Raw genomic sequence first — 21016 nt, 5'->3', positions numbered from 1 at the left:
CCGGCGCTGCTAGCGCGCCGGCGGCTCGCGTTCGCTTTCCTCGCTTCCCGCCGACCATTCCTCGTTCGAGCGGCGGGCATCCTGCTGACGCTCAAGTAACGCCTCGATCCGGTCGAGGCGATGGAGAATCCGTGTCTCGACGCGCTCTTCATCCTCGCTGGTCGCCTCCATCTTCAGGCCGACCAGAAATGCCGCGATCGACGCACTGATCAGGCTCAGCCAAATCACGGCGATCGCGACATAGAGGAGGCCGAGCGATCGCCCGGCCTCGGTCTGCGGCACCATGTCGCCGTAACCGACCGTCGACAGGGTGACCATGACCCACCACACGCCGTCGCCGAAATCCTCGAAGGTCTCCGGATCGAGCAGGGGCATCAGCGAGCCGCCGAGCATCACCAGGAAGGCGGTCATCAGACCGATCGCGAAGAAGACATGCCGGCCCAGCTCGCGGAAGTAGCGCCGCCCCAGTCGCAGGGCGGTAATCAGTACCAGCAGCCCGCGCAACAGGCGCAGCCCGAGCAGGAACTCCACGGCCTGGATCAGGATCAACGGCAGGCCGATGGCGACGACACTCACCAGCAGCCAGTTGCTCTTGAGGTAGAAGACCTTGTCCTTGACCAGGGCCAGCAGGATCAGCTGTTCGACCAGGAAGAACCCCCAGATCAGCTGGTCGATCCAGAACCCCTGGCCGAACTCGATCCGGCCCGTCTGGGCCAGATACCATTGAAACGGAATCCACAGGGTAATCAGCAGCAGCGGCAGTTCGAGCCGATACGCCCATCGCTGGGCAGCCCGATCCTCATAGTCCGCCACCCCGGCGATGCCGAGAACGCGCGTGAGCTTCACGCCCCAGTAGATCATGCGCCGGGCGGTCTGCTTTTCCGGTGGATCGAGGAAGGGCTTATCCGCCAAAGCGCTGCCCTCCCGCCATGCGCGTCATCCAGCGGCGCAAAGGCGGCACGCCGGCAACCAGCTGCGTCGCGGCGGTGCGCGCCGCCACCGTCACGGGATCGCGGCGTCGATAGCCCCAGTCGAAGGCATCCATGAGCGACTGGACCAGTTGATTGTCCGCCCGCCGGCGGCGCTCGTAGGCGCGGCCCAGCCGCGCGGCGCCGGGCGCGTGACCATCCGACTCGCCCAGTAGCGCGTCCAGCGCGTCGACATCGGCGAACCCCAGGTTCGCCCCCTGCCCCGCCAGCGGGTGGATCGAGTGGGCCGCGTCGCCGACCAGGATGACCCGCTCGGCCCAATAGCGATGAGCGTGCAGGCGCCGGATCGGGAACCAGGCCTGGCCGGCCACCCGGTCGATCTCGCCCAGCTCCTCGGGGAAGTGGCGGATCGCTTCATCACGCAGTTCGGTCGGCGACAGAGCGTGGCGCGCTCGCACGCGCTCCGGCGCGTCGTACCAGACCAGCGACCCCCGCGAGCCGGCCAGCGGCAGGAAGGCCTGCGGGCCGTCCGGGGTGAAACGTTGCCAGGTAATGTCCTGCTGCGGGTAGGCGGTCTCCACCGACAGGATCTGCGCGGCCACGGCATAATCACGGCTGCTCGCGCCGATACCGGCCGCCTCGCGTATCCAGGAACGCTGACCGTCGGCACCGATAACGAGATCGGCAGTCACGGCCCGTCCATCGGACAGCGTCACCCTGGCGTTGCGCTCGCCGACTTCAAGCTGTTGCGGGACGCTGCCGGTCAGGCACTCGACGTTGTCGCAGCCGGCCAGCTGTTCCCACAAGGCCAGCTGCACGCGCCGGTTCTCGACGATGTAGCCCAGATACGGACGGCCAATCTCGGCCGCCTCGTAGGTCAGATCGCCCGGGGCGACGGCATCGAAGACCCGCATGCGCCGATAGAGGGCGGCGCGCTCGGCGCGAATGGCGGGCCAGGCACCCAGTCGATCGAGCAGCGCAATGCTCGCCGGCGCGAGCGCCGAGACCCGCAGGTCGAAGGGATCGTCACCAGCCAGTGGGGCGGGCGGCTCGCGCTCGACTAGCACCACCTCGAAATCGCGCCGCGCCAGAGCAAGCGCCGCGGCAGCACCGACCATGCCGCCACCGACCACGATCACGTCGGCGTGATGCGCCGCGGCCATCAGGCAATCCCCCGCGTGGCCCGCACCAGGCGGTTCTTAAGCGGCAGCAGGCCGTCGAACAGCGACAGCGTGCTGCCGCGCAGGTGTCCCAGCCCCGGCAGGTCGAGCGAGAAACCGCGCACCAGCCCGTCGGTCAGGCCGATGGTGCGGCGGTAGTCGGCCTTGCGCAGTGAGCGATATCGCTCGAGGCGCTCGGGATCGCCCGGGTCGACCGCCGCACCCCGATCGGCACGCAACACCCGGGCGAGATCACGAATGTCGCGCAGGCAGAGATTGAAGCCCTGCCCCGCCACCGGGTGCAGGGCGTGGGCGGCGTTGCCCAACACCACCAGCCGCTCGTCGACCGGCTCGGTGGCAGTCACCAGGCTCAGGGGATATTGCCCCCGCGGGCTGACCGCCGAGAAGCCGCCCAGACGATGACCGAAGGCCTCGTCGACGGCCCGGGCGAAGGCCGCGTCGTCGAGTCCGCCGAGGCGCTCGGCCTCCTCGCGGCGCGCGACCCAGACCAGCGAGACCCGGTCATCTGCCGCCGGCAGCACGGCCAGCGGCCCGCCGGTGGTGAAGCACTCGAAGGCGACGCCCCCGTGTGGACGCGACGGCATGGCGGTCGCCACGGTCGCTACCTGCTCGTACTCGCGCCGCTTGACGCCCATCTCGGCCTGCTCGCGTACCGCCGATTCGGCCCCGTCGGCCGCGACCACCAATCGGGCATGGCGGGAGACACGCTGCTCATCGGCTCCCTCGCTCAGGGTGACGGTCACCCCGTCGGCATCGGTTTCGTGGTGCTCGTAACGGGCCGGACGGCGATACGTCACCGGGGCGTCGCCCGACGGCGGCTCGGCGAGCAGCGCCTCGAGACGGTCGCCCAGTGCCCGGTTGGGCATGACGTAACCGAGCGCCTCGACACCGGCGGAGCGGGCGGTGATGCGCGTCAGGCCGAAATGGCCGCGATCGAAGACCCGCACCTCGCGAATGCGCTCGGCGGCAGCGGAGAGCGATGCATCCACCAGCCCGAGGGTGTCGAGGTACTGCCAACCCGCGTCGGCTACCGCCGTCAGCCGGCGGTCGAAGCTGGCCGACTCACCGGGCGGACGGGGCTCGACCACCTCGACGCGCCAACCGTCGGCCGCCAGCGCCCGCGCCAGCACACCGCCGACCATGCCGCCGCCGACGATGATCACGTCGGTGTCGAATGGCATCTGGCTGTCGTCGATGGCTCGGCTCATGGGCGATTCACTCCAGCGGCAGGCTGACCGGATCGCGCCGGCCGGCGAAAAGCGCCTCGATCTCGTCGATCCGTTTGGGCACCTCTCGGGTGAGCACCTCGTGCCCCTCCTCGGTGACCAGCACGTCGTCCTCGATACGGATGCCGATGCCACGGTAGGCCTCGGGTGCATTCGACTGCGGATCGACGTAGATGCCCGGCTCGACCGTCATCACCATGCCGGGCTCGAGTTGGCGCCATTCGCCGTCGACGCGATAGCGGCCGACGTCGTGCACGTCCGAACCCAGCCAGTGGCCGGTGCGGTGCATGAAGAACGTCCGGTAACGGCCCTCCTCGATCGCTTCCTCGACCGGCCCGTCGATCAGGCCGAGCGAGATCAGCCCTTCCGCGATCACGCGCACGGCAGCCTGGTGGGGGGCATCGAAGGACACGCCCGGAGCGATGGTCTCGATCGCGGCGATCTGCGCATCGAGCACCAGCTGGTAGAGCTCGCGTTGCGGTTCGGAGAAGTGGCCGCTGACCGGCCAGGTGCGCGTGATGTCGCCGGCGTAGTAGTCGACTTCCGCACCGGCGTCGATCAGGACCAGATCGCCGTCCTTGAGCTCGGCGGCGTTGGCACGATAGTGCAGCACACAGGCATTCGACCCGCCGGCCACGATCGGCGCGAACGACGGCTCGCCGTGAGCGCTGGCGAACACCTTCTGCAGGATCGCGGCAATCTCGTATTCGAACAGGCCACCGTGCACGCCACGGGCCGCCGCGAGGTGTGCCTCGGCGGAAACCGCGGCAGCCCGGCGCAGCCGGTCGATCTCGTGGGCCGACTTGATCAGACGCAGTTCGTGCAGCGGCACGGTGACGTCCTTGAGCGTCTCCGGCGGCTGAACACCGGCCCGCGCCCCGCGACGCAATGCGTCGAACCACCCCAGCGCCTGCATGACCAGGTCATGCTCGGCGAACGGCAGGTAGCACTTGGTGTAACCGCGCAGCAGCTCGGGGAGCCGCTCGTCGATTTCGTCGATGGGAAAGGCCTGGTCCACGCCCAGCACCGCGGGTGCCTGCTCCACGCCCAGCTGCGGGCCTTCCCAACGCTCGCGCTCCGGGTCGCGCGGGCTGACGAAGGCAATCACCTCGCCGGCCTCGCGCTTCGAGCAGAGCACCAGCAGGGCGTCCGGTTCGGCGAGACCGGTGAGGTAGTAGAAGTCGCTCGACTGCCGGAACGGCCAGGGATTGTCGTGATTGCGCTGCTGCTCGCAGGCTGCGGTGACGATCGCCGCCCCACGCTTCCCGATCCGTTTGAGCAAGTGTTTGCGGCGGCGTTGGTATTCCCGCCGCTCGGTGGCTGAGGGACCGATCGTCTGCATCTCGTCTCTCGTGTCGAAAGTTCGTGGAGCCCGACGTTGCCTACTGCAGCCGATTGGAGCCGGCACTCTCCGGCACCGGCGGATGCAGTTGCAGGTACATGACCAACAGCGCCGAGCTGAGGTACTCCTCGATCTGGTGGAGATCGAAGGCATCGTCCTCACTGCGACCGACCGACTCGGGGTCGAGTTGCGCGATGTCGCCGAGATCGTCGAATACCTCGCGTGCCTCGTCGGTCAACGCGCGGCGTGCCGGCCCGTTCTCGATCGCATAGCCGTAAAGCACGCCCTGCGCGAAGTCGATCAGCCCCTCGACCTGGTCGCGGGGGCTGGCGTCATCGTCGGGAAGCACCAAATCGAGACCCAGATTGTCGGCCGTGGTGACCTGCTCGACGAACTGCCGGTACAGACCGGAAAGCTCTGCCGGCACGGCCTGCGGCTCTTCGTCCTCCTCGACCAGTTCAGCCAGCCAGCGCGACTGCTCGGCCGGCCCGCCGCCGACCCACATGCCGATCAGCACCCCGTGTGCTTCGGCCGGATTCGCCAGCGCCCCGATCGAGTCGAGCGCCTGCTGGAGTCGTTGGTATTCGGTCATTGGCTCCCCGTTGGCATTCTGCATGGATCGTCGCGGGACACATTGTCACCGCTATGCCAGGCAAATGATAGACTCCAGCGGGTCGGGCGCCGCCCCGCCCGTGACCCGAGGGGCGCCACACGCGGAGATTCGCAACCATGGCCGAACGGCTTGCCGACAAGATCGAACGACTGATTGCCGCCGCAGAGCGGGCCCACGACGAACGCAGCGCGCTGCGCGAACAGGCCGCCGCGCTGGCCGAGGAAAATCAGGAGTTGCGCCGGCTGATTCAACACAGCCATGCCCGCATCGAGGAACTGGCCGGCCAGTTGCGGCGTCTGGAAGACGAGGCCGTCCACTCCCAACCCGAGGATTGATCCATGAGCCAGCCGACGCATCCCGTGACCGTGCGGGTGATGGAAAAGGACTACCGCATCGTCTGCCCAGCCGAAGAACAGGGCATGTTGCTGCGCACGGCGGAATATCTCAACGACGAGATGGCGGAGATCCGGCGCACGAGCAAGGTGCTGAGTACCGAACGGATCGCCGTGCTTGCTGCGCTCAACATCACCCGCCAGTTGCTGGAAGGCCGGGAGCTCGAACTGCCGGATGATCTGGAGAACGGCGAGCTGGCCGGCCGGATCGACCGATTGCTGACGGCCATGGAGCAACACTAAGCCGGCGAACAGATCGCCGTGCCACACGACACCGCTTGAAAGCCCGGACCACCGCCCCTAGCATGAAGACAGTCTTCTGGGACGTTCGCCAGGTGGCGCTCAATCCCTTGAGCCTTAATTTGCGACACAGGGGGCGGCAAAACGGTTCTGTGTGCATGTCCGCGCCCAGCGCGGAAAGCCTAATGAGCCGGGCGTGGCCCCCGACTTGAACCCTACCGGTTCAAGGTCGTAGCGTCGCCAGCGGCGCCCTGGAAGACACCTCATTCTGATGCTCAAGCCTGACAAAGCCGCCCTGAGAAAAGCGCTCCGCGCCCGCCGCAAGGCGTTGGGCGGCTTTCAGCGATTCCAGGCCATCCGCCGTCTGGAGGCCCGGCTTGAGCGCCTGACCCGCGGGCTCTCGCTGCATGCCGTCGCTGCCTACTGCGCCTTCGACGGCGAACCCGAGCTCGACGGCTGGCTGCAGCGTCATCGAGGCCATATCTGGCTGCCACGGGTACTGCCGGACTACCGGCTGGCCTTCCATCATGCCGACCCGCTGACCGCCTGCTCGCACCGACGCATGCCACGCCGGCGCACCAACCGCTTCGGCATCATCGAATCCAGCGATCCGCGTCGGCGGGGTATCAACAGCCTCGATGCCCTGCTGATCCCGCTGGTCGGTTTCGATGCGCGCGGCAACCGACTCGGCATGGGAGCCGGCTTCTACGACCGCGCACTGACCAAGCGCCACGGCCGGCGCCCCCTGGCCATCGGCGTGGCCTTCGGCTGCCAGGAGGTCGACAGCCTGCCGGTCGACCCCTGGGACCAGCCGCTGGATTACGTCGTCACCGACAGCGGCATCATCGATGCCCGCCGCTCGGCCGGCCCCGCGGCCTCGGACTGACTCGCCTATCACGACGCACAGGAGATACTCATGGCCTACTGGCTGATGAAATCCGAACCCGACGCCTTCTCCATCGACGACCTCGAGCGCGTCGGAACCGAACCCTGGGACGGCATACGCAACTACCAGGTGCGCAACATGATCCGAGACGAGATGAAGCCGGGCGACCGCGCCTTCTTCTATCACTCGAACACCAAGGTCCCGGGCATCGTCGGCATCATGGACATCGTCAGCGAGGCGCGCCCGGACCCTACCGCCTTCGACCCGGACGAGAAGTACTACGACCCGAAATCGGATCCGGACAAGCCGCGCTGGTTGCTGGTCGACGTCAAGTACGTCCGTCATACCAAGCGCGTGATCCCGCTGCCCGAACTGAAGGCGGATCCGGCGCTCGAGGAGATGCCGCTGGTACGCCGCGGCAACCGGCTGTCGATCATGCCGGTGACCGAAGACCAGTGGGAGCACATCCTCTCGATCGAGGATCAGGGCTGAGAACGCCCGGCGAACGCGCCAACGAGAAAACCGCGCCGAGGCGCGGTTTTTTGATGGAGCAAGAACCAAGGATCCCGGTTACGCCAGGAACAGCGGATAGACCGGGTTGTCGCTCTCGGCCCAGTAGGGGTAGCGCAATCGCTCCAGGTAAGCGGTGAGCTCGGCGACCTCGCCCTCCGGCACCTGGATGCCGACCAGCACCCGGCCGTAGTCGGCGCCGTGATTGCGGTAGTGGAACAGGCTGATGTTCCAGCGCGCACCCAGATGCGAGAGGAATTTCAGCAGCGCGCCGGGACGCTCGGGAAACTCGAAGCGGAACAGCCGCTCGTCGGCGATATCGCCGGCGTGTCCGCCTACCATGTGCCGCCCGTGGAGCTTGGCCATCTCGTTGTCGGTGAGATCGATGACGGGGTAGTCAGCGGCCTTGAGTTGCTCGAACACCCGCGCTCGATCGGCCTGCTCGGCAAGCTTGATGCCGACGAAGATGTGCGCCCGATCGGCGTCCGCATAGCGGTAGTTGAACTCGGTGATTTGTCGGCGCCCCAGCAACTCGCAGAATGCGAGGAAGGCACCCGGGCGCTCCGGAATGGTCACCGCGTAGAGCGCCTCGCGGTGCTCGCCGATCTCGGCACGCTCGGCGACGAAACGCAGCCGGTCGAAGTTCATGTTCGCCCCGGAAGCGATTGCCACCAGGGTCTCGTCGGCCAGGCCTCGCTCGCGGGCATAGCGCTTGAGTCCCGCAGTGGCGAGTGCTCCGGCGGCCTCGTTGATGCTGCGGGTGTCGTCGAAGATGTCCTTGATCGCCGCGGCCATCTCGTCGGTATCGACGGTGATCACCTCGTCGACCGCCTCGCGGGCGACCTTGAACGAATGCTCGCCGATCTGGCGCACGGCCACGCCATCGGCGAACAGCCCGACCTGCTCGAGCACTACCCGCTCGTCGGCGGCCATGGCGGCGGCCAGGCAGGCGGCATCCGCCGGCTCGACGCCGATCACACGGATCTCGGGGCGCAGCGCCTTGACGTAGGCGGCCACGCCGGCGATCAGCCCGCCCCCGCCGACGGGGACAAAGATCGCGTGGATCGGATCGGGATGGTGCCGCAGGATTTCCGCGCCGACGGTGCCCTGGCCGGCGATGATATCCGGATCGTCGTAGGGCGGGATGTAGGTCAGCCCCTCGGACTCGATCAGGGTGGTGGCGTGGGCGAAGGCATCGTCGAAGGCATCGCCAACCAGCACCGCCTCGGCGCCACGACGCCGAACCGCGTCGACCTTGATCGCCGGGGTGGTCTCGGGCATCACGATCACCGCGCGCAGGCCGAGCGTCTGTGCGGCCAGGGCCACGCCCTGGGCGTGGTTGCCGGCCGAGGCGGCAATCACCCCGCCACCGATGCGCCCTTCGCGCCAGAGCTTGTGGATCTTGTGATACGCCCCACGCAGTTTGAAGGAGAACACCGGCTGCATGTCCTCGCGCTTCAAGAGCACCCGGTTGCCGATGCGTTCGGACAGCTGGACGGCCGGTTCCAGCGGGGACTCGATGGCCACGTCATAGACCCGGGCCTTGAGGATCTCCTCGAGATAGTCACGCAGCAGGGGCGTCAAATCCGCACCTCGTCATCGATGGATCGCGGGCACGTTTGCCCGCCAAACCGTGGTAGTGATATACGATAGGAGATTACCAGAAACCCGAGCCCCCGCGGCGTCGCGCCATCCTGACGGGGCCTATCGAGTACAGAGTGAAGGCAAGAATGAGCAACACCGAACAAGGCAAGAAACTGGCCGCCCAGGCCGCGATCGAATACGTCCCGGCCGGCAGCGTCGTCGGCGTGGGCACCGGCTCGACGGTCAACTACTTCATCGACGAACTCGCCAAGATCAAGAACCGCATCGAAGGCGCGGTCTCCAGCTCCGAGGCCAGCACCCAGCGCCTCAAGGATCACGGCATCGAGGTCTTCGACCTCAACAGCGTCGACTCCGTGCCGGTCTACATCGACGGGGCGGACGAGTCCAACGAGAACCTGCAGCTGATCAAGGGCGGCGGCGGTGCCCTGACCCGCGAGAAGATCATCGCGCAGATGGCCGACAAGTTCGTCTGCATCGCCGACGAGACCAAGCTCGTCGACGTACTCGGCGCCTTCCCGCTGCCGGTCGAGGTCATCCCGATGGCGCGCAGCATGATCGCCCGCGAACTGGTCAAGCACGGCGGCCAGCCGGTCTACCGCGACGGCTTCGTCACCGACAACGGCAACCAGATCCTCGACGTGCACAATCTGCGCATCATGGAACCGGCGAAACTCGAGGCGGAACTCAACGACCTTCCCGGCGTCGTAACCGTCGGTATTTTCGCCCTGCGTCCGGCCGACGTCCTGATCCTGGGCACGGCGGACGGCGACATCCGCAAAATCGACGGGTAATGTTCTCTATGCATGCAGTCAAACTCTTGACCCGCACAGGCCATCTCTTGACGGCCGCGTTGCTGACCTTCTCCTTCGTCGCGCCGGTTCAGGCGGACGACAAGGAAATCTTCGGGTACGTCGAGGACGTCAAGGTCATGGAACTCGGCTGGATAATGGAAGCCAAGCTCGACACGGGAGCCACCACCTCCTCGATCGACGCCCGCGAGATCGAAACCTTCGAGAAAGACGACGAGGAGTGGGTTCGCTTCAAGGTCGTCGATCGGGACACCGGCACCGAAGCCTGGCTGGAGCGCGAGGTCGAGCGCACGGTCAAGATCAAGCGCCACGAAGGCAAACCGGATACCCGCTACGTGGTCAACCTGACCATCTGCGTCGACAGCACGGAGATCGAGGAAGAGGTTACCCTCAACAACCGTGACGGGTTCAACTACCCGGTACTGGTCGGTCGCAACCACATGGCAGGACGAATCATCGTCGACCCGGAAGAACGTTTCACCGACGACCCGGACTGCAAGTAACGCCAGATCCACCCGGCCGGCATGTCGCCGGCCGCTTTATTCCGGGCGCATGACCGCCCGGTTTTGCCGTCCTACCCACCGGAGCAAAACACGCCATCATGAGACAAATCCACCTGCTGTCCGTTGTTTTCCTGCTGACCCTGGTGGGCCTCTCGGTGGCGTACTACAAGCACAGCGCTCTGGGCTTTCCGCTCACGCCGGACCGCGAGACCGAGACCTGGACGGTCGAGGCACAGATCGCGATGGACACCGGCACGGCACCGGTGTCGGTGCGTTTCGCCCTGCCGACCGACCCGCCCCACTATTCGGTTCTCGACGAGAGTTTTGTCTCGCGAGGCTGGGGCCTGACCACGCAGTCGACCGACAAGCAGCAGGAGGCGATCTGGACCAAGCGCAACCCGGAAGGCGACCAGACGCTCTACTACCAGTCCACGGTCTACCGGGCGGATGACGAGATCGAGCCCTCCCCCTATCCGGGACCGGCCGAGCCGCCGGAACTCGAGGAACCGCTCAAGTCGGCTGCCGAGGCGTTTATCGAGGAAATCCGTGCCGGCTCGGCCGACATCCAGACCTTCGCCACCCTGCTGGTCAAGGAGATCAACGCCGCAAATCCGCACGAGAACATGGCCGCCTACCTCAAGCCGAACGCGAACGACGTCGAGCGCACGCGTCTGGCGATCCGCCTGCTGGCCATCGCCCGCATTCCGGCACGGATGACCCACGGCGTCATGCTCGAGGACGAAGGCCGCAACCTGCACCCCACCACCTGGCTCGAGGTGCACAATTCGCGGCGCTGGGTCCCGATCGACCCACGTTCCGGCAAGGTGGGCTACCCGCGCGACTTCCTGGTCTGGTGGCATGGTGACCGCCCGCCCATCGAGGCATCCGGGCTGAAGGGCTGGGAGGTAACCTTCGCCACCACCCGCACGCTGCGCGACGCCGTCGAGACCGCCGAGCTGCAATCGACCATCGCCCAGTCGCGACTGCTCGACTTCTCCCTGCTGGAGCTGCCGATCGACGTGCAGAACACCTACCGGGTGTTGCTGCTCGTGCCGCTGGGTGCGCTGATCATCGTGCTGTTGCGGAACATCATCGGCATCCGCACCTTCGGCACCTTCATGCCGGTGCTGATCGCCCTGTCGTTCCGGGAAACGCAACTGGTCGGCGGCGTGGTGATGTTCACCCTGATCGTGGCCCTCGGGCTGGCGATCCGCTTCTATCTCGAGCACCTGAAACTGCTGCTCGTGCCCAGGCTGGCCTCGGTCGTGATCGTGGTGATCCTGCTCATGGCGCTGATCAGCATCGTCTCCCACCGACTCGGACTGCAGATCGGCCTGTCCGTTGGGTTGTTCCCGATGGTCATCCTCGCCATGACCATCGAGCGCGTATCGATCGTCTGGGAGGAGCATGGCCCGGGTGATGCACTCGCCCAGGGGGCCGGCTCGCTGGCCGTGGCGGCACTGGCCTACCTGGTGATGGTCAACACCTACGTCACGCACCTGTTCTTCGTCTTCCCGGAACTGCTGCTGGTCGTGCTCGCGCTGACCCTGCTGCTGGGCCGCTACACCGGTTACCGCCTGACCGAACTGTTCCGCTTCCGCGCGTTCAAGACGTTGGCACATGCCCGGCGTCCCAACCCGCCCGAGGATTCGCGCTGATGGGCATCAACTGGCCCATCTCGCCGCGTCGACTGCGTGAGCTCGGGGTGCTGGGCATGAACCAGCGCAACGGCGAGTTCATCGCCCAGATGAATGCCCGTCGCTACTACCCGCTGGTTGACGACAAGATGCTGAGCAAGGAATTGGCCGAGGAAGCCGGCCTGACCGTGCCCCAGCTCTACGGCGTGATCCGCACCACACACGAGATCAAGGGGCTCGCTGAGCTGGTCGGGCAGCACGAGGAATTCGTGATCAAGCCGGCCAACGGCGCCGGCGGGGACGGCATCCTGGTGATCGACGGCAAGCAGTCCGATCGACCGCTGGTCTATCGGCGCAGTTCGGGGCGACCGATCGACATCGACGCGATCGCCCTGCACATCTCCAACATCCTCGCCGGCGCCTACAGTCTCGGCGGGCGCCCCGACGTGGCGATGATCGAATACCGGGTCAAGTTCTCGCCTCTGTTCGCCAAGATCAGTTTCCAGGGGGTTCCGGACATCCGCACCGTCGTCTATCGCGGCTATCCGGTGATGGCGATGGTGCGCCTGCCGACCAGCCAGTCGGACGGCAAGGCAAACCTCCACCAGGGGGCAATCGGTGCGGGCGTGGACATGTCGAGCGGCAAGACGCTCGACGGCGTCGCCCACAATGCCCACGTCACCCACCACCCCGATACCCACGAACCCATCAACGGCGTGGCGATCCCGCAGTGGCAGTCGCTGCTGGAAATGGCGGCGAAGTGCAGCGACATCACCGGCCTTGGCTACATCGGTGTCGACGTGGTTCTCGACCACGATCTCGGCCCGCTGATCCTCGAGCTCAACGCCCGCCCGGGGCTTTCCATCCAGGTTGCAAACGGTGAGGGTTTGCGTCACCGTATCGAGCGCATCGACCGGCACATGGCATACCTCGACGGCCACGAGAACGCCGCCGAACGAGCCGCCTGGTCCCGCGCGAATCTCGCCCCCATGAACCTGTGACTCACGCCATGCCTCAGCGCTACGCCGTCATCGGCAACCCGATCGAACACTCACGCTCTCCCCTGATTCATCAGGCCTTCGCCCGTCAGCTGGGTATCGACCTGACCTACGAGAAGCTTTGGGCGCCGATCGATGGCTTCGACGAGGCGATCAACGCGTTCCGCGAGGCGGGCGGTCGCGGCATGAACGTCACGGTCCCCTTCAAGCTCGAGGCATTCGACCTCGCCGGCCGTCACAGCGAACGCGCCAAGCGGGCGTTGGCCGCCAATACGCTGGCGTTCCCGGAGTCGGTGGACGAGCCGATCTTTGCCGACAACACCGACGGCGTCGGGCTGGTCAACGATCTTGCCTTCCACGGCCTAAAGCTTGAGGGCAAGCGCGTCCTGATACTGGGCGCCGGCGGGGCCACTCGCGGCGTTCTCGCGCCGCTGCTCGGGCAGAATCCGCAGGAGATCCTGATCGCCAACCGCAACCCCGAGCGGGCCTACGGCCTGGTCGAGGAATTCAGCGACGCGGCAGGCGAATGCCGGCTGTCCGGCTGCCCGCTCGCCGGCATCGAGGACAGCCTGTTCGACCTGATCATCAATGCCACCCCCGCCAGCCTTTCCGCGCAGCTCCCTCCCCTGCCGGATGCACTGGTCGGGGCGCGGACCGTGGCCTACGACATGGCCTATGGCGCCGAGCCGACCGTCTTCATGCAGTGGGCCGAGGAACGCGGCGCCCGCGCCCTCGACGGGCTGGGCATGCTGGTCGAGCAGGCGGCCGAGAGCTTCGCCCTGTGGCACGGTCAACGTCCGGACACGGCCCCGGTACGCGAACTGCTGCGTGAGGATATCCGTCTGGCTGCCGAATCCGCCGAGACGGACTGACCACAAGGCCCACGCACGCAAAGAGGCCCGCGCCGATTGGCGCGGGCCTCTTTGGTTTCCAGCCAGCCTGCCGTGAGTACACGTGATTACCGTGGCGGGCGACGATCCTCGTCCGGGCGGTTGACCCGCATCAGCAGCCGAGCCTCGCTCTCGGACAGCCCGAAGTCCTCGATCAGCTCCTCCACGCTGACCCGCCCCTGCGAGGCGAGACGCAGGGCATGCCCGAATCCGGGCTGGTCGTCGTCCGCTGCCACGGCGTCGATCCGGGCATTGAGCTGCGTCAGACGCTCCAGCGTCTCCCTCCCCTGCTCGTCCAGCTGATCGATGTGCCGCCCGAATCCGGCTAGCGCCGACTCGAGACCGCGGTTTTCGCGCTCGAGTCGCTCCATCTGGCTCTGAAACCAGCGCTCGCGGGTCAGCCGGGCGTTCCTGGCGCTCCGGTGGAGCGACAGGCTGACCAGCAGGGCGATCAGGGCAAGAATCAGAGCAGCGGCAGCGAGCCAGAGCGGCGGTATCGTCATGGAGTAGCGAGGTCGGAGAGGCTTTTCATATCGACAAGGATAATCAGTTTCTCATCCTGAGGCACGATTCCAAGAATATGGCGCGCCCGATCATCCGCCACCGACAGCGTTGCCCTGTCCACCACCGACTGCGGCAACACGATCACCTCGGCGACGCTGTCGACCACCAGACCCACGATTTCGCCGGAGGCGACCTCGATCACCATGATGCGGCTGTTCTCGTCCCACTCCTTGGCCTCCAGGCCGAAGAATGTGCGCGCATCGACCACCGTGACGACGTTGCCGCGCAGGTTGATGATGCCGAGAATCGCATCCGGCGCCCCCGGGATCGGGGTGATCTCGGCATCACGCAGCACTTCCTGCACGTCGAGGACGTTCAGGGCATAGGTCTCGTCATCGACGGTGAAGCTGACCCAGCGCGACAGGGGGCCCTGGTCCTGTGCCTCGAGCTCGTCGTCGTACTGCTCGGGGGCGTGTGTCGTTTCCAACGCTTGATTCGTCATCTCTCACCTCGTCCGCGGCCCCTCGTCGGGGCACGCACCTTATCGGGATCCTTTCAGTGCCGCTCTCAGTCCGGCCACATCGAGCACCGCCACTCCGGCCGACGGCGCAGTGCCCGCCAGCCAGCCACGCCGCTCATTCTTCTGCGCCTCGCTGCGCCATTGCACAGCGTCTTCATCGAACGAAGGCGCCTCGCTGACCGGCTCGGCCACCACGCCCCACAGGCCGCCGTTGCCGAGCAACAGCACCTCGGTGGCATCCCCGCGGCAGCGCGCGCCGGTAACGGTCGACAGCGACAGGATCAGCCGCGGCCGGCCATCGACCGTCAACGCCCCGGCCACCTGCTCCGGGGCACCCGGCACCGGTTCGAGCGTGGCATCGACGTGACGCGAGACCACCGCCTCGGCCGGAAGCGCGAGGGTCATGCCACCGACGCGCAGCCAGGCCCACGGCGAGGCCTCGGCAGGTTCGTCGAGCGCCATGGACTCTTGCCCAATGGCCGCTACGGGGGTCGCCGTATCGAGCGATGCCGACTCATCGGTTGCCGCGGCCTCCTCGGCCACCGGTTCGGCATTCCCCTCGTCTTCGGACGCCACAACGGCGGCCATGTCAGTCGCTTCGTCTTCGTCGTCCGCTTCCCGAGAGCCTGTCTCTTCGGCGAACGACTCCGGCTCATCAGCAACAACCGGATCGGCGGGAGCTTCCGCAGCCGTCGGAGCTTCCTCTTCTGCCGACTCGGCCGGGGTGTCCACCACCGGCTCGTCGGCAACGACGGACTCCGCCGCCTCGACGTTGTTGACCACCGTCAGCCCCGGCGACTTGCGTGACCGCGACGACTCGGGGGCCTCGTCCTGTTCGGGGTCCCGGAGCAGACCATCGAGGTAGGCGGTGATCGCCGCATCCTGGTCGACGATCGACTGGCTTCCGGAGGGATTGCGCTTCTCGGCGGCCATCAGCGTGACTCCTGCAGGCGGGTACCGCTGGAGGCCACGTCGGGCGCCGGCGCCATCGCCTGCTGGCCGACATGGGTCTCCAGCCATTGCAGAAACTGGTGGTACGCCTTGCTGCCGCGGGCATCCGCCTGGATCAGCGGCAACGGCTTGCCCTGCCGACTGGCCTCGCGGAACTGGGTATCGACCGGGATCACCTCGGTCCAGACATCGTCGTCATAGCGGTCGTGCAGAATGCGCAGCGTGTCGTGCGACGCCCGCGTGCGACGGTCAAACATCGTCGGCAAAATGACGTACTCGAGCCGTTCGCGACGCGAGCGCTGCACCATCGCCAGGGTGCGCAGCATCCGCTCGAGCCCCTTGAGCGCGAGGAACTCGGTCTGCACGGGCACGATCAGGAATTCGGCCAGCGCCAGCGCATTGACCATGGTCACGCCGAGGATCGGCGGGCAGTCGATCAACACGTAGTCGTAATCGTCGCGGATGCGTTCGACCGCCCGCTTGAGCACCAGGCCCATGCCATCACGCATGCCCAGCTGACGGTCCAACGTCGCCAGAGCGGTGGACGCCGGCATCAGGCTGATGCCATCAAAGGCGGTCGGATGCACCACGCGCGCCGGGTCGAGCGGCTGACCGTCGGCGGCCGACTTGAACAGCGAGTAGACGCTGGCGCCGGGCGCCTCGGGCTCCATGCCGAAGTAGACCGTCATCGACCCGTGAGGATCGAGATCGACGAGCAGCACGCGCTTGCCGTCCCGGGCCAGGTGACCGGCGAGACTGACGCTGGTGGTCGTCTTGCCGACCCCGCCCTTCTGATTGGCTACGGCCCAGATCTTCATCGCAATGCTCCTCCGATGGCCGCACCGATCTGCCCCAGGGGCAAAACCGATTCGGCCAAATTGGCCTTGGCCACCGCCGCCGGCATGCCGTAGATCACACTGCTGGCCTGATCCTGGGCCCAGACGTGACCACGCGCCGCGACTACCTGTCGCGCGCCCTCGGCCCCGTCGTCGCCCATCCCGGTCAGGACCACGGTGAGCAGGTCGTCGGCGGCCACGCGGGCAGCCGAGGAGAACGCCAGGCTGACACTGGGGCGATAGTGTTCGTCGGCAACCGGGTCCCGCAGGTTGAGCTTGTAGGAACCGTGCCGACCGCCCACCTCACCGTGCTTGCCGCCGGGAATCACGTAGGCGGTGCCCGGCCGCAGCAGGTCGCCGTCGCCGGCCTCGACCACCCGGATCGGCATGGAATCGTTCAGGCGCTGGGCGAACGGCCCGGTAAACGCGCCCGGCATGTGCTGGGCGATCACGATCGGCACGGGGAAGTCGGTCGGCAACTTGCCGAGCACCGCCGGCACCGCAGCGGGCCCGCCGGTGGAGGCGCCGATCACCACCAGCCCCTGCCGTGAGAGAAAGCCACTTGGCGCCCCTTGCCCGGAACGAGCACTGCCCGAGGGCCGCGCTGCCGGCTCGGGGCGCGCCGAGGCCAGTGTGCCGCCGTTCTCGCGCTGTGCGCGGAGCGCGAGCATACGTACGCGCGAGCACAGCCGCCGCCCGGAGCGCGCCAGCGTATCCTCGGGGTCATCGCCGTTCTTGGGAAAGAAGTCGACCGCGCCGGCATCCAGTGCATCGAGCGTCGCCTCGGCACCGGCCTTGGTCAGCGCCGAGAGCATCAGGATCGGTGTCGGGCAGCGCTCGGCAATACGACGCACCGCCGAAATGCCGTCCATGATCGGCATCTCGACATCCATGGTGATGATGTCGGGCTTGAGCTCGCAGGCCTTGAGCACGGCCTGCCGACCGTTCGAGGCCTCGCCGATCACTTCCAGGCGTTCGTCGCCGGCAAACACCTCGCGCAGGGCGCGGCGGAAAAACAGCGAATCATCGACGATCAGGACACGAATCGGCATGGATCAGGCCACCGAACGCAGACGGTTCCGCCCACGACTGCCGGCATGTCGACGGACCATGCCCGGCAGGTCGAGGATCAGCGCGATGTGACCGTCGCCGGTGATGGTCGCGCCGGCGAAGCCCTCGACCACGCGCAGCAGCTCGCCCAGCGGCTTGATCACCACTTCCTCCTGACCGATCACCGAGTCGACCACCAACGCCATCAGCTGCGCGCCGTGCTGAACCATGACCACCTGGTCGGTCTCGGCACGCTGCCCCGGCGACTCGCCGCGCAGGGCGAGCCAGTCGGTCATGCGGAACAGCGGCACGGCACGGTCGCGCACGGTGATCGTTGCCTGGCCGTCGACGACGTTCACCTCCTTGTCCGCCATCTCGAAGATCTCGTTGACCACCGACAGCGGAATGGCGTATTTGCGGCCACTGACGATGACCATCAGCGTCGGCAGAATCGCCAGCGTCAGCGGCACCTTGATGTTGATCTGGGTGCCCAGCCCAGGCTCCGAGTCGATGCTGATCGTCCCGGACAGCTTAGTGATCGCGGTCTTGACCACGTCCATGCCGACGCCGCGACCGGAAATGTCGGAGATCTGCTCCTTGGTGGAGAAGCCCGGATGCAGGATGAGCTCAAAGCACTCCTGGTCCGTCAGGCGCTCGGCGCTGTCCGGGTCGACGATGCCTTTCTCCACGCCCTTGCGGCGCAGCACGTCGGCATCCATCCCCGAACCGTCATCCTGGATGGCAAGGCGAATGTGATCCCCTTCCTGAGCGGCCGACAGCAGCACGGTACCCGCCCTGGGCTTGCCGTTGGTCTCGCGGTCGTCTGGCATCTCGATGCCGTGATCGACGGCGTTACGCACCAGGTGGATCAGGGGATCGGCAAGCGCCTCGACCAGGTTCTTGTCGAGGTCGGTGTCCTCGCCCTCGAGCTCCAGGTTGACCTCCTTGCCGAGGGTCCGGGCAGTGTCGCGCACCACGCGCGGGAAGCGGCCGAAGACCTTCTTCACCGGCTGCATGCGGGTCTTCATGACCGCGCCCTGAAGGTCGGAGGTGACCATATCCAGGGTGGCAATCACCGAGGCGATCTCCTCGTTCTCGAAGCTGGTCTTGAGCGTGTTCATGCGGTTGCGCACCAGCACCAGCTCGCCGACCAGGTTCATGATGCCGTCGAGTCGCTCGGTATCCACCCGCACGGTGGTCTCCGCCGCCTTGGCGGATTCGGCCGGCTTAGCCTTGGCCGCCGGCTTGCCTGACCCGGACGCGCTTGCAGTGGACGCCGCCGGTTTCGGCGCCGGCTCGACCTTGGGCTGCGGGACGGCCTCGGCGGGTTTGACCGCTGCCGTGGGCGCCTTGCCCTTGCCGTAAAGCTCGTCGAGAACCGCTTCGAACTCCTCGTCGGTGATCTCGTCGGAATCGGCCGCCGCCGATGCCTTGGCCTCGGACTCGGGCGCGGCAGCTGGCGTCGGGGCCTGGAATTGGCCCTTGCCGTGTAGCTCGTCGAGCAGGCTTTCGAACTCGTCGTCGGTAATCAGGTCATCGTCGGCAGCGCCACTCGACTCCGCAGCCGGGGCCTGGTCGGACTCGGCGGCATCGAGATCGGCCAGCATCCGGTCGAAGGCGTCATCTTCTGCCACGACCGCTTCGTCCTCGGCGGCAGGCTCGGCCGCCGGCGCTTCGCCGGGTGCCGGCTCATCGCTTTGACGAGCCAGGCCCTCGATCTCGTCGAGGAAAGCAGGCGAGACGGCCTCGGGATACTGACCGGCTCGAAGGTCGTCGAACATGCCGTTGAGCACGTCGATCACCTGCAGCATCACGTCCATGATGCGGCTGTTCATGGCGATCTCGTGATTGCGCAGCAGGTTGAAGATGTCCTCGGCGCGGTGGCAGACCTCCACCAACGGATGCACTTCGAGGAAGCCGGCCCCGCCCTTGACGGTATGGAAGGCACGGAACACCGAGTTGAGCCTGTCCGCGTCATCAGGCGACTGCTCGAGCTCGATCAGTTGCTGATCCAGTCCATTGAGCAGCTCGCCGGCCTCAATCAGGAAGTCCTGCAGCAGCTCGTTGTCGGGTTCGAATGCCATGATTGCCTCTCATTCACTCTGTGGCGCGGCTCATGCCGCGGCCACGTGTCCTGCCCGACCGCGCTCGGCGGGCTGCCTCCTGTCCGGCCGGAGTCAGAACCCCAGGCTGGCCAGGAGATCGTCGACGTCGTCCTGGTTCTTCACCACGTTGTCGCCGGCATTGGGCAGCTGCGGCCCGACGCCGTCCTCGGCACTCTCGGTCTTGCCGCCCTTGGCGCCGTCGGCCTTGCTGCCGCACACCGGGGCGGTGATCTGCAGCAGTCCCACCAGTTTCTCCTCGAGCTGCTCGAGCAGGTCGATCACCCGCATCAACAGCTGCCCGGACAGATCCTGGAACTCCTGGGCCATCATGATTTCGGTCAGTTGCCCCCTGAGACGCTCGCCACTGCCGGTCGCCGAGTCCAGGTAGCGGGTCATCGATTCGACCACGCTCTCCAGTCGGGAGTTATCGGCCTCGCTGGCCGCGACTTTAGCCAGCTCGTCCTTCAGCCGTTGAGATCGATCGATGATCTTGTCGGCCATGGGCGAGGCCTCTTCGGTGATCGAGAGGGTGCGGGTCGCCGCCTGTTCGGTCAGGGTAATCACGTAACGCAGCCGGTCACGCGCATCGGGCATCTCGTCCTGGGCCAGGGCACCGAGGCGCTCGTCCTCGGCAAAACTCCGCAGGGTGTCGTGCACCTCGCGGGTCATGCGCCCGACTTCGTCGAAAATGTTGCCGGAATAGGCGGCGGTGAGATCGCCGATCAGACGCGCCTCGCCGGCGACATCCTCGTTCTCGATCGCTGCCACCAGTGCACGGGCGTCGGCCAGTCGCTTGTCGCGGTCGACCAGCGGTTGGAAGTCCTGTTCGTCTGCTCCACTCATGTCTCGCGCGCCCCTACGATTCGACGCGCTCGAAGATCTTGTCGATCTTCTCCTTGAGTGTGGCCCCGTTGAAAGGCTTGACGATGTAACCGTTCACGCCCTCCTGGGCGGCGAGGACGATCTGCTCGCGCTTGGCCTCGGCGGTCACCATCAGTACCGGCAGGCCGGCCAGTCCCGGATCGGCACGCACATTGCGCAGCAGGTCGATGCCGGTCATGCCCGGCATGTTCCAGTCGGTGACCAGGAAATCGAAGTTGCCCTGCTTGAGCAGCGGCAGCGCCGTCTGGCCATCGTCGGCCTCCTCGATATTGGTGAAGCCGAGCTCTTTGAGAAGGTTCTTGATGATCCGGCGCATCGTGGAGAAGTCGTCCACCACGAGGATCTTCATGTTTCGGTCCATTTTCGCCCCTGGAATGGTTGTCAGTACCAGGCAGGTTGCCTTGTTA

General features: G+C 66.5%; 23 protein-coding genes and 1 other RNA gene. 10 read left to right on the top strand and 14 right to left on the bottom strand.

Going from position 1 to position 21016, the window contains the following annotated elements; genetic code table 11:
- Nucleotides 1-9: 9 nt before the first annotated feature.
- From LV476_RS10890 to LV476_RS10870, 5 genes are read right to left on the bottom strand one after another with little or no spacing between them, the layout of a single operon-like run.
- A complete protein-coding gene (locus tag LV476_RS10890) occupies nucleotides 10-912 on the bottom strand; it encodes a potassium channel family protein (protein ID WP_250076075.1) in 903 nt (300 codons plus the stop codon).
- On the bottom strand, nucleotides 902-2092 hold the full coding sequence (locus LV476_RS10885; RefSeq protein ID WP_250076073.1) for an FAD-dependent oxidoreductase: 1191 nt from the start codon (nucleotides 2090-2092) through the stop codon (nucleotides 902-904). The genes LV476_RS10890 and LV476_RS10885 overlap by 11 nt, the downstream gene beginning before the upstream one ends.
- Entirely contained in the window at nucleotides 2092-3318 is a 1227-nt protein-coding gene (locus LV476_RS10880; RefSeq protein WP_250076071.1) for an FAD-dependent oxidoreductase, read from the bottom strand. The genes LV476_RS10885 and LV476_RS10880 overlap by 1 nt, the downstream gene beginning before the upstream one ends.
- A 7-nt stretch (nucleotides 3319-3325) precedes the next feature.
- Nucleotides 3326-4678 carry an aminopeptidase P N-terminal domain-containing protein gene (locus LV476_RS10875; protein ID WP_250076069.1) on the bottom strand — a complete coding sequence of 451 codons (1353 nt, stop codon included), beginning with the start codon at nucleotides 4676-4678 and terminating at the stop codon, nucleotides 3326-3328.
- A gap of 40 nt (nucleotides 4679-4718) precedes the next feature.
- Entirely contained in the window at nucleotides 4719-5270 is a 552-nt protein-coding gene (locus tag LV476_RS10870; RefSeq protein ID WP_250076068.1) for a UPF0149 family protein, read from the bottom strand.
- A gap of 137 nt (nucleotides 5271-5407) precedes the next feature.
- Between LV476_RS10870 and LV476_RS10865 the strand changes: the two genes are divergently transcribed.
- The 5 genes from LV476_RS10865 (at nucleotide 5408) to LV476_RS10845 (ending at nucleotide 7301) form a co-directional block, all read left to right on the top strand.
- Nucleotides 5408-5626 carry a hypothetical protein gene (locus tag LV476_RS10865; protein WP_250076066.1) on the top strand — a complete coding sequence of 73 codons (219 nt, stop codon included), beginning with the start codon at nucleotides 5408-5410 and terminating at the stop codon, nucleotides 5624-5626.
- A 3-nt stretch (nucleotides 5627-5629) separates the two neighbouring features.
- Nucleotides 5630-5926, top strand: coding sequence for a cell division protein ZapA (locus tag LV476_RS10860; protein WP_250076065.1), 297 nt, complete (start codon nucleotides 5630-5632; stop codon nucleotides 5924-5926).
- A gap of 70 nt (nucleotides 5927-5996) precedes the next feature.
- Nucleotides 5997-6185: non-coding RNA, 6S RNA (ssrS, locus tag LV476_RS10855), on the top strand.
- A gap of 9 nt (nucleotides 6186-6194) precedes the next feature.
- Entirely contained in the window at nucleotides 6195-6809 is a 615-nt protein-coding gene (locus tag LV476_RS10850; RefSeq protein WP_250076063.1) for a 5-formyltetrahydrofolate cyclo-ligase, read from the top strand.
- A gap of 30 nt (nucleotides 6810-6839) precedes the next feature.
- Nucleotides 6840-7301, top strand: coding sequence for an EVE domain-containing protein (locus LV476_RS10845; RefSeq protein WP_250076062.1), 462 nt, complete (start codon nucleotides 6840-6842; stop codon nucleotides 7299-7301).
- A 78-nt stretch (nucleotides 7302-7379) separates the two neighbouring features.
- On the opposite strand, the gene ilvA is transcribed toward LV476_RS10845, so the two are convergent.
- Nucleotides 7380-8903: a threonine ammonia-lyase, biosynthetic gene (ilvA, locus tag LV476_RS10840; protein WP_434062826.1), complete on the bottom strand. Its 1524-nt coding sequence runs from the start codon at nucleotides 8901-8903 to the stop codon at nucleotides 7380-7382.
- A gap of 146 nt (nucleotides 8904-9049) precedes the next feature.
- Between ilvA and rpiA the strand changes: the two genes are divergently transcribed.
- From rpiA to aroE, 5 genes are all read left to right on the top strand, one after another.
- The gene (gene rpiA, locus LV476_RS10835; RefSeq protein WP_058575407.1) at nucleotides 9050-9715 is read left to right on the top strand and encodes a ribose-5-phosphate isomerase RpiA; all 666 of its coding nucleotides are present in this window, start codon (nucleotides 9050-9052) and stop codon (nucleotides 9713-9715) included.
- Nucleotides 9716-9723: 8 nt separating this feature from the next.
- Nucleotides 9724-10236, top strand: coding sequence for an ATP-dependent zinc protease family protein (locus LV476_RS10830; protein WP_250076060.1), 513 nt, complete (start codon nucleotides 9724-9726; stop codon nucleotides 10234-10236).
- Nucleotides 10237-10334: 98 nt separating this feature from the next.
- Entirely contained in the window at nucleotides 10335-11894 is a 1560-nt protein-coding gene (locus LV476_RS10825; RefSeq protein ID WP_250076057.1) for an inactive transglutaminase family protein, read from the top strand.
- Nucleotides 11894-12874, top strand: a complete 981-nt coding sequence (locus LV476_RS10820; protein WP_250076055.1) for an alpha-L-glutamate ligase-like protein — start codon at nucleotides 11894-11896, stop codon at nucleotides 12872-12874. The genes LV476_RS10825 and LV476_RS10820 overlap by 1 nt, the downstream gene beginning before the upstream one ends.
- A gap of 8 nt (nucleotides 12875-12882) precedes the next feature.
- The gene (aroE, locus tag LV476_RS10815) at nucleotides 12883-13743 is read left to right on the top strand and encodes a shikimate dehydrogenase (protein ID WP_250076053.1); all 861 of its coding nucleotides are present in this window, start codon (nucleotides 12883-12885) and stop codon (nucleotides 13741-13743) included.
- Between the two features lie 86 nt (nucleotides 13744-13829).
- Here the strand turns inward: aroE and LV476_RS10810 are convergent, their stop codons facing one another.
- The 8 genes from LV476_RS10810 to cheY form a co-directional block, all read right to left on the bottom strand.
- Nucleotides 13830-14264: a DUF2802 domain-containing protein gene (locus LV476_RS10810; protein ID WP_250076051.1), complete on the bottom strand. Its 435-nt coding sequence runs from the start codon at nucleotides 14262-14264 to the stop codon at nucleotides 13830-13832.
- Entirely contained in the window at nucleotides 14261-14767 is a 507-nt protein-coding gene (locus tag LV476_RS10805) for a chemotaxis protein CheW (protein WP_250076048.1), read from the bottom strand. Before LV476_RS10805 ends, LV476_RS10810 begins: the two co-directional genes overlap by 4 nt.
- 39 nt (nucleotides 14768-14806) lie before the next feature.
- Nucleotides 14807-15718 (bottom strand): chemotaxis protein CheW, encoded by a 912-nt coding sequence (locus tag LV476_RS10800; RefSeq protein ID WP_250076046.1) that lies wholly within the window; start codon nucleotides 15716-15718, stop codon nucleotides 14807-14809.
- A complete protein-coding gene (locus LV476_RS10795; protein WP_250076044.1) occupies nucleotides 15718-16554 on the bottom strand; it encodes a ParA family protein in 837 nt (278 codons plus the stop codon). The genes LV476_RS10800 and LV476_RS10795 overlap by 1 nt, the downstream gene beginning before the upstream one ends.
- The gene (locus LV476_RS10790; RefSeq protein ID WP_250076043.1) at nucleotides 16551-17624 is read right to left on the bottom strand and encodes a protein-glutamate methylesterase/protein-glutamine glutaminase; all 1074 of its coding nucleotides are present in this window, start codon (nucleotides 17622-17624) and stop codon (nucleotides 16551-16553) included. The genes LV476_RS10795 and LV476_RS10790 overlap by 4 nt, the downstream gene beginning before the upstream one ends.
- 3 nt (nucleotides 17625-17627) lie before the next feature.
- Nucleotides 17628-19706: a chemotaxis protein CheA gene (locus LV476_RS10785; RefSeq protein ID WP_250076040.1), complete on the bottom strand. Its 2079-nt coding sequence runs from the start codon at nucleotides 19704-19706 to the stop codon at nucleotides 17628-17630.
- Nucleotides 19707-19799: 93 nt separating this feature from the next.
- Nucleotides 19800-20570, bottom strand: coding sequence for a protein phosphatase CheZ (locus tag LV476_RS10780; protein WP_250076039.1), 771 nt, complete (start codon nucleotides 20568-20570; stop codon nucleotides 19800-19802).
- 13 nt (nucleotides 20571-20583) lie between these two features.
- Nucleotides 20584-20970 (bottom strand): chemotaxis response regulator CheY, encoded by a 387-nt coding sequence (gene cheY, locus LV476_RS10775; protein ID WP_250076036.1) that lies wholly within the window; start codon nucleotides 20968-20970, stop codon nucleotides 20584-20586.
- Nucleotides 20971-21016 lie beyond the last annotated feature (46 nt).

The organism is Guyparkeria hydrothermalis, from assembly GCF_023555385.1.
GTDB classification, from domain to species: Bacteria; Pseudomonadota; Gammaproteobacteria; order Halothiobacillales; family Halothiobacillaceae; genus Guyparkeria; species Guyparkeria hydrothermalis_A.
The sequence above is the reverse complement of the archived record's forward strand: the minus strand, read 5'-3'. Positions and strand labels throughout refer to the sequence as shown.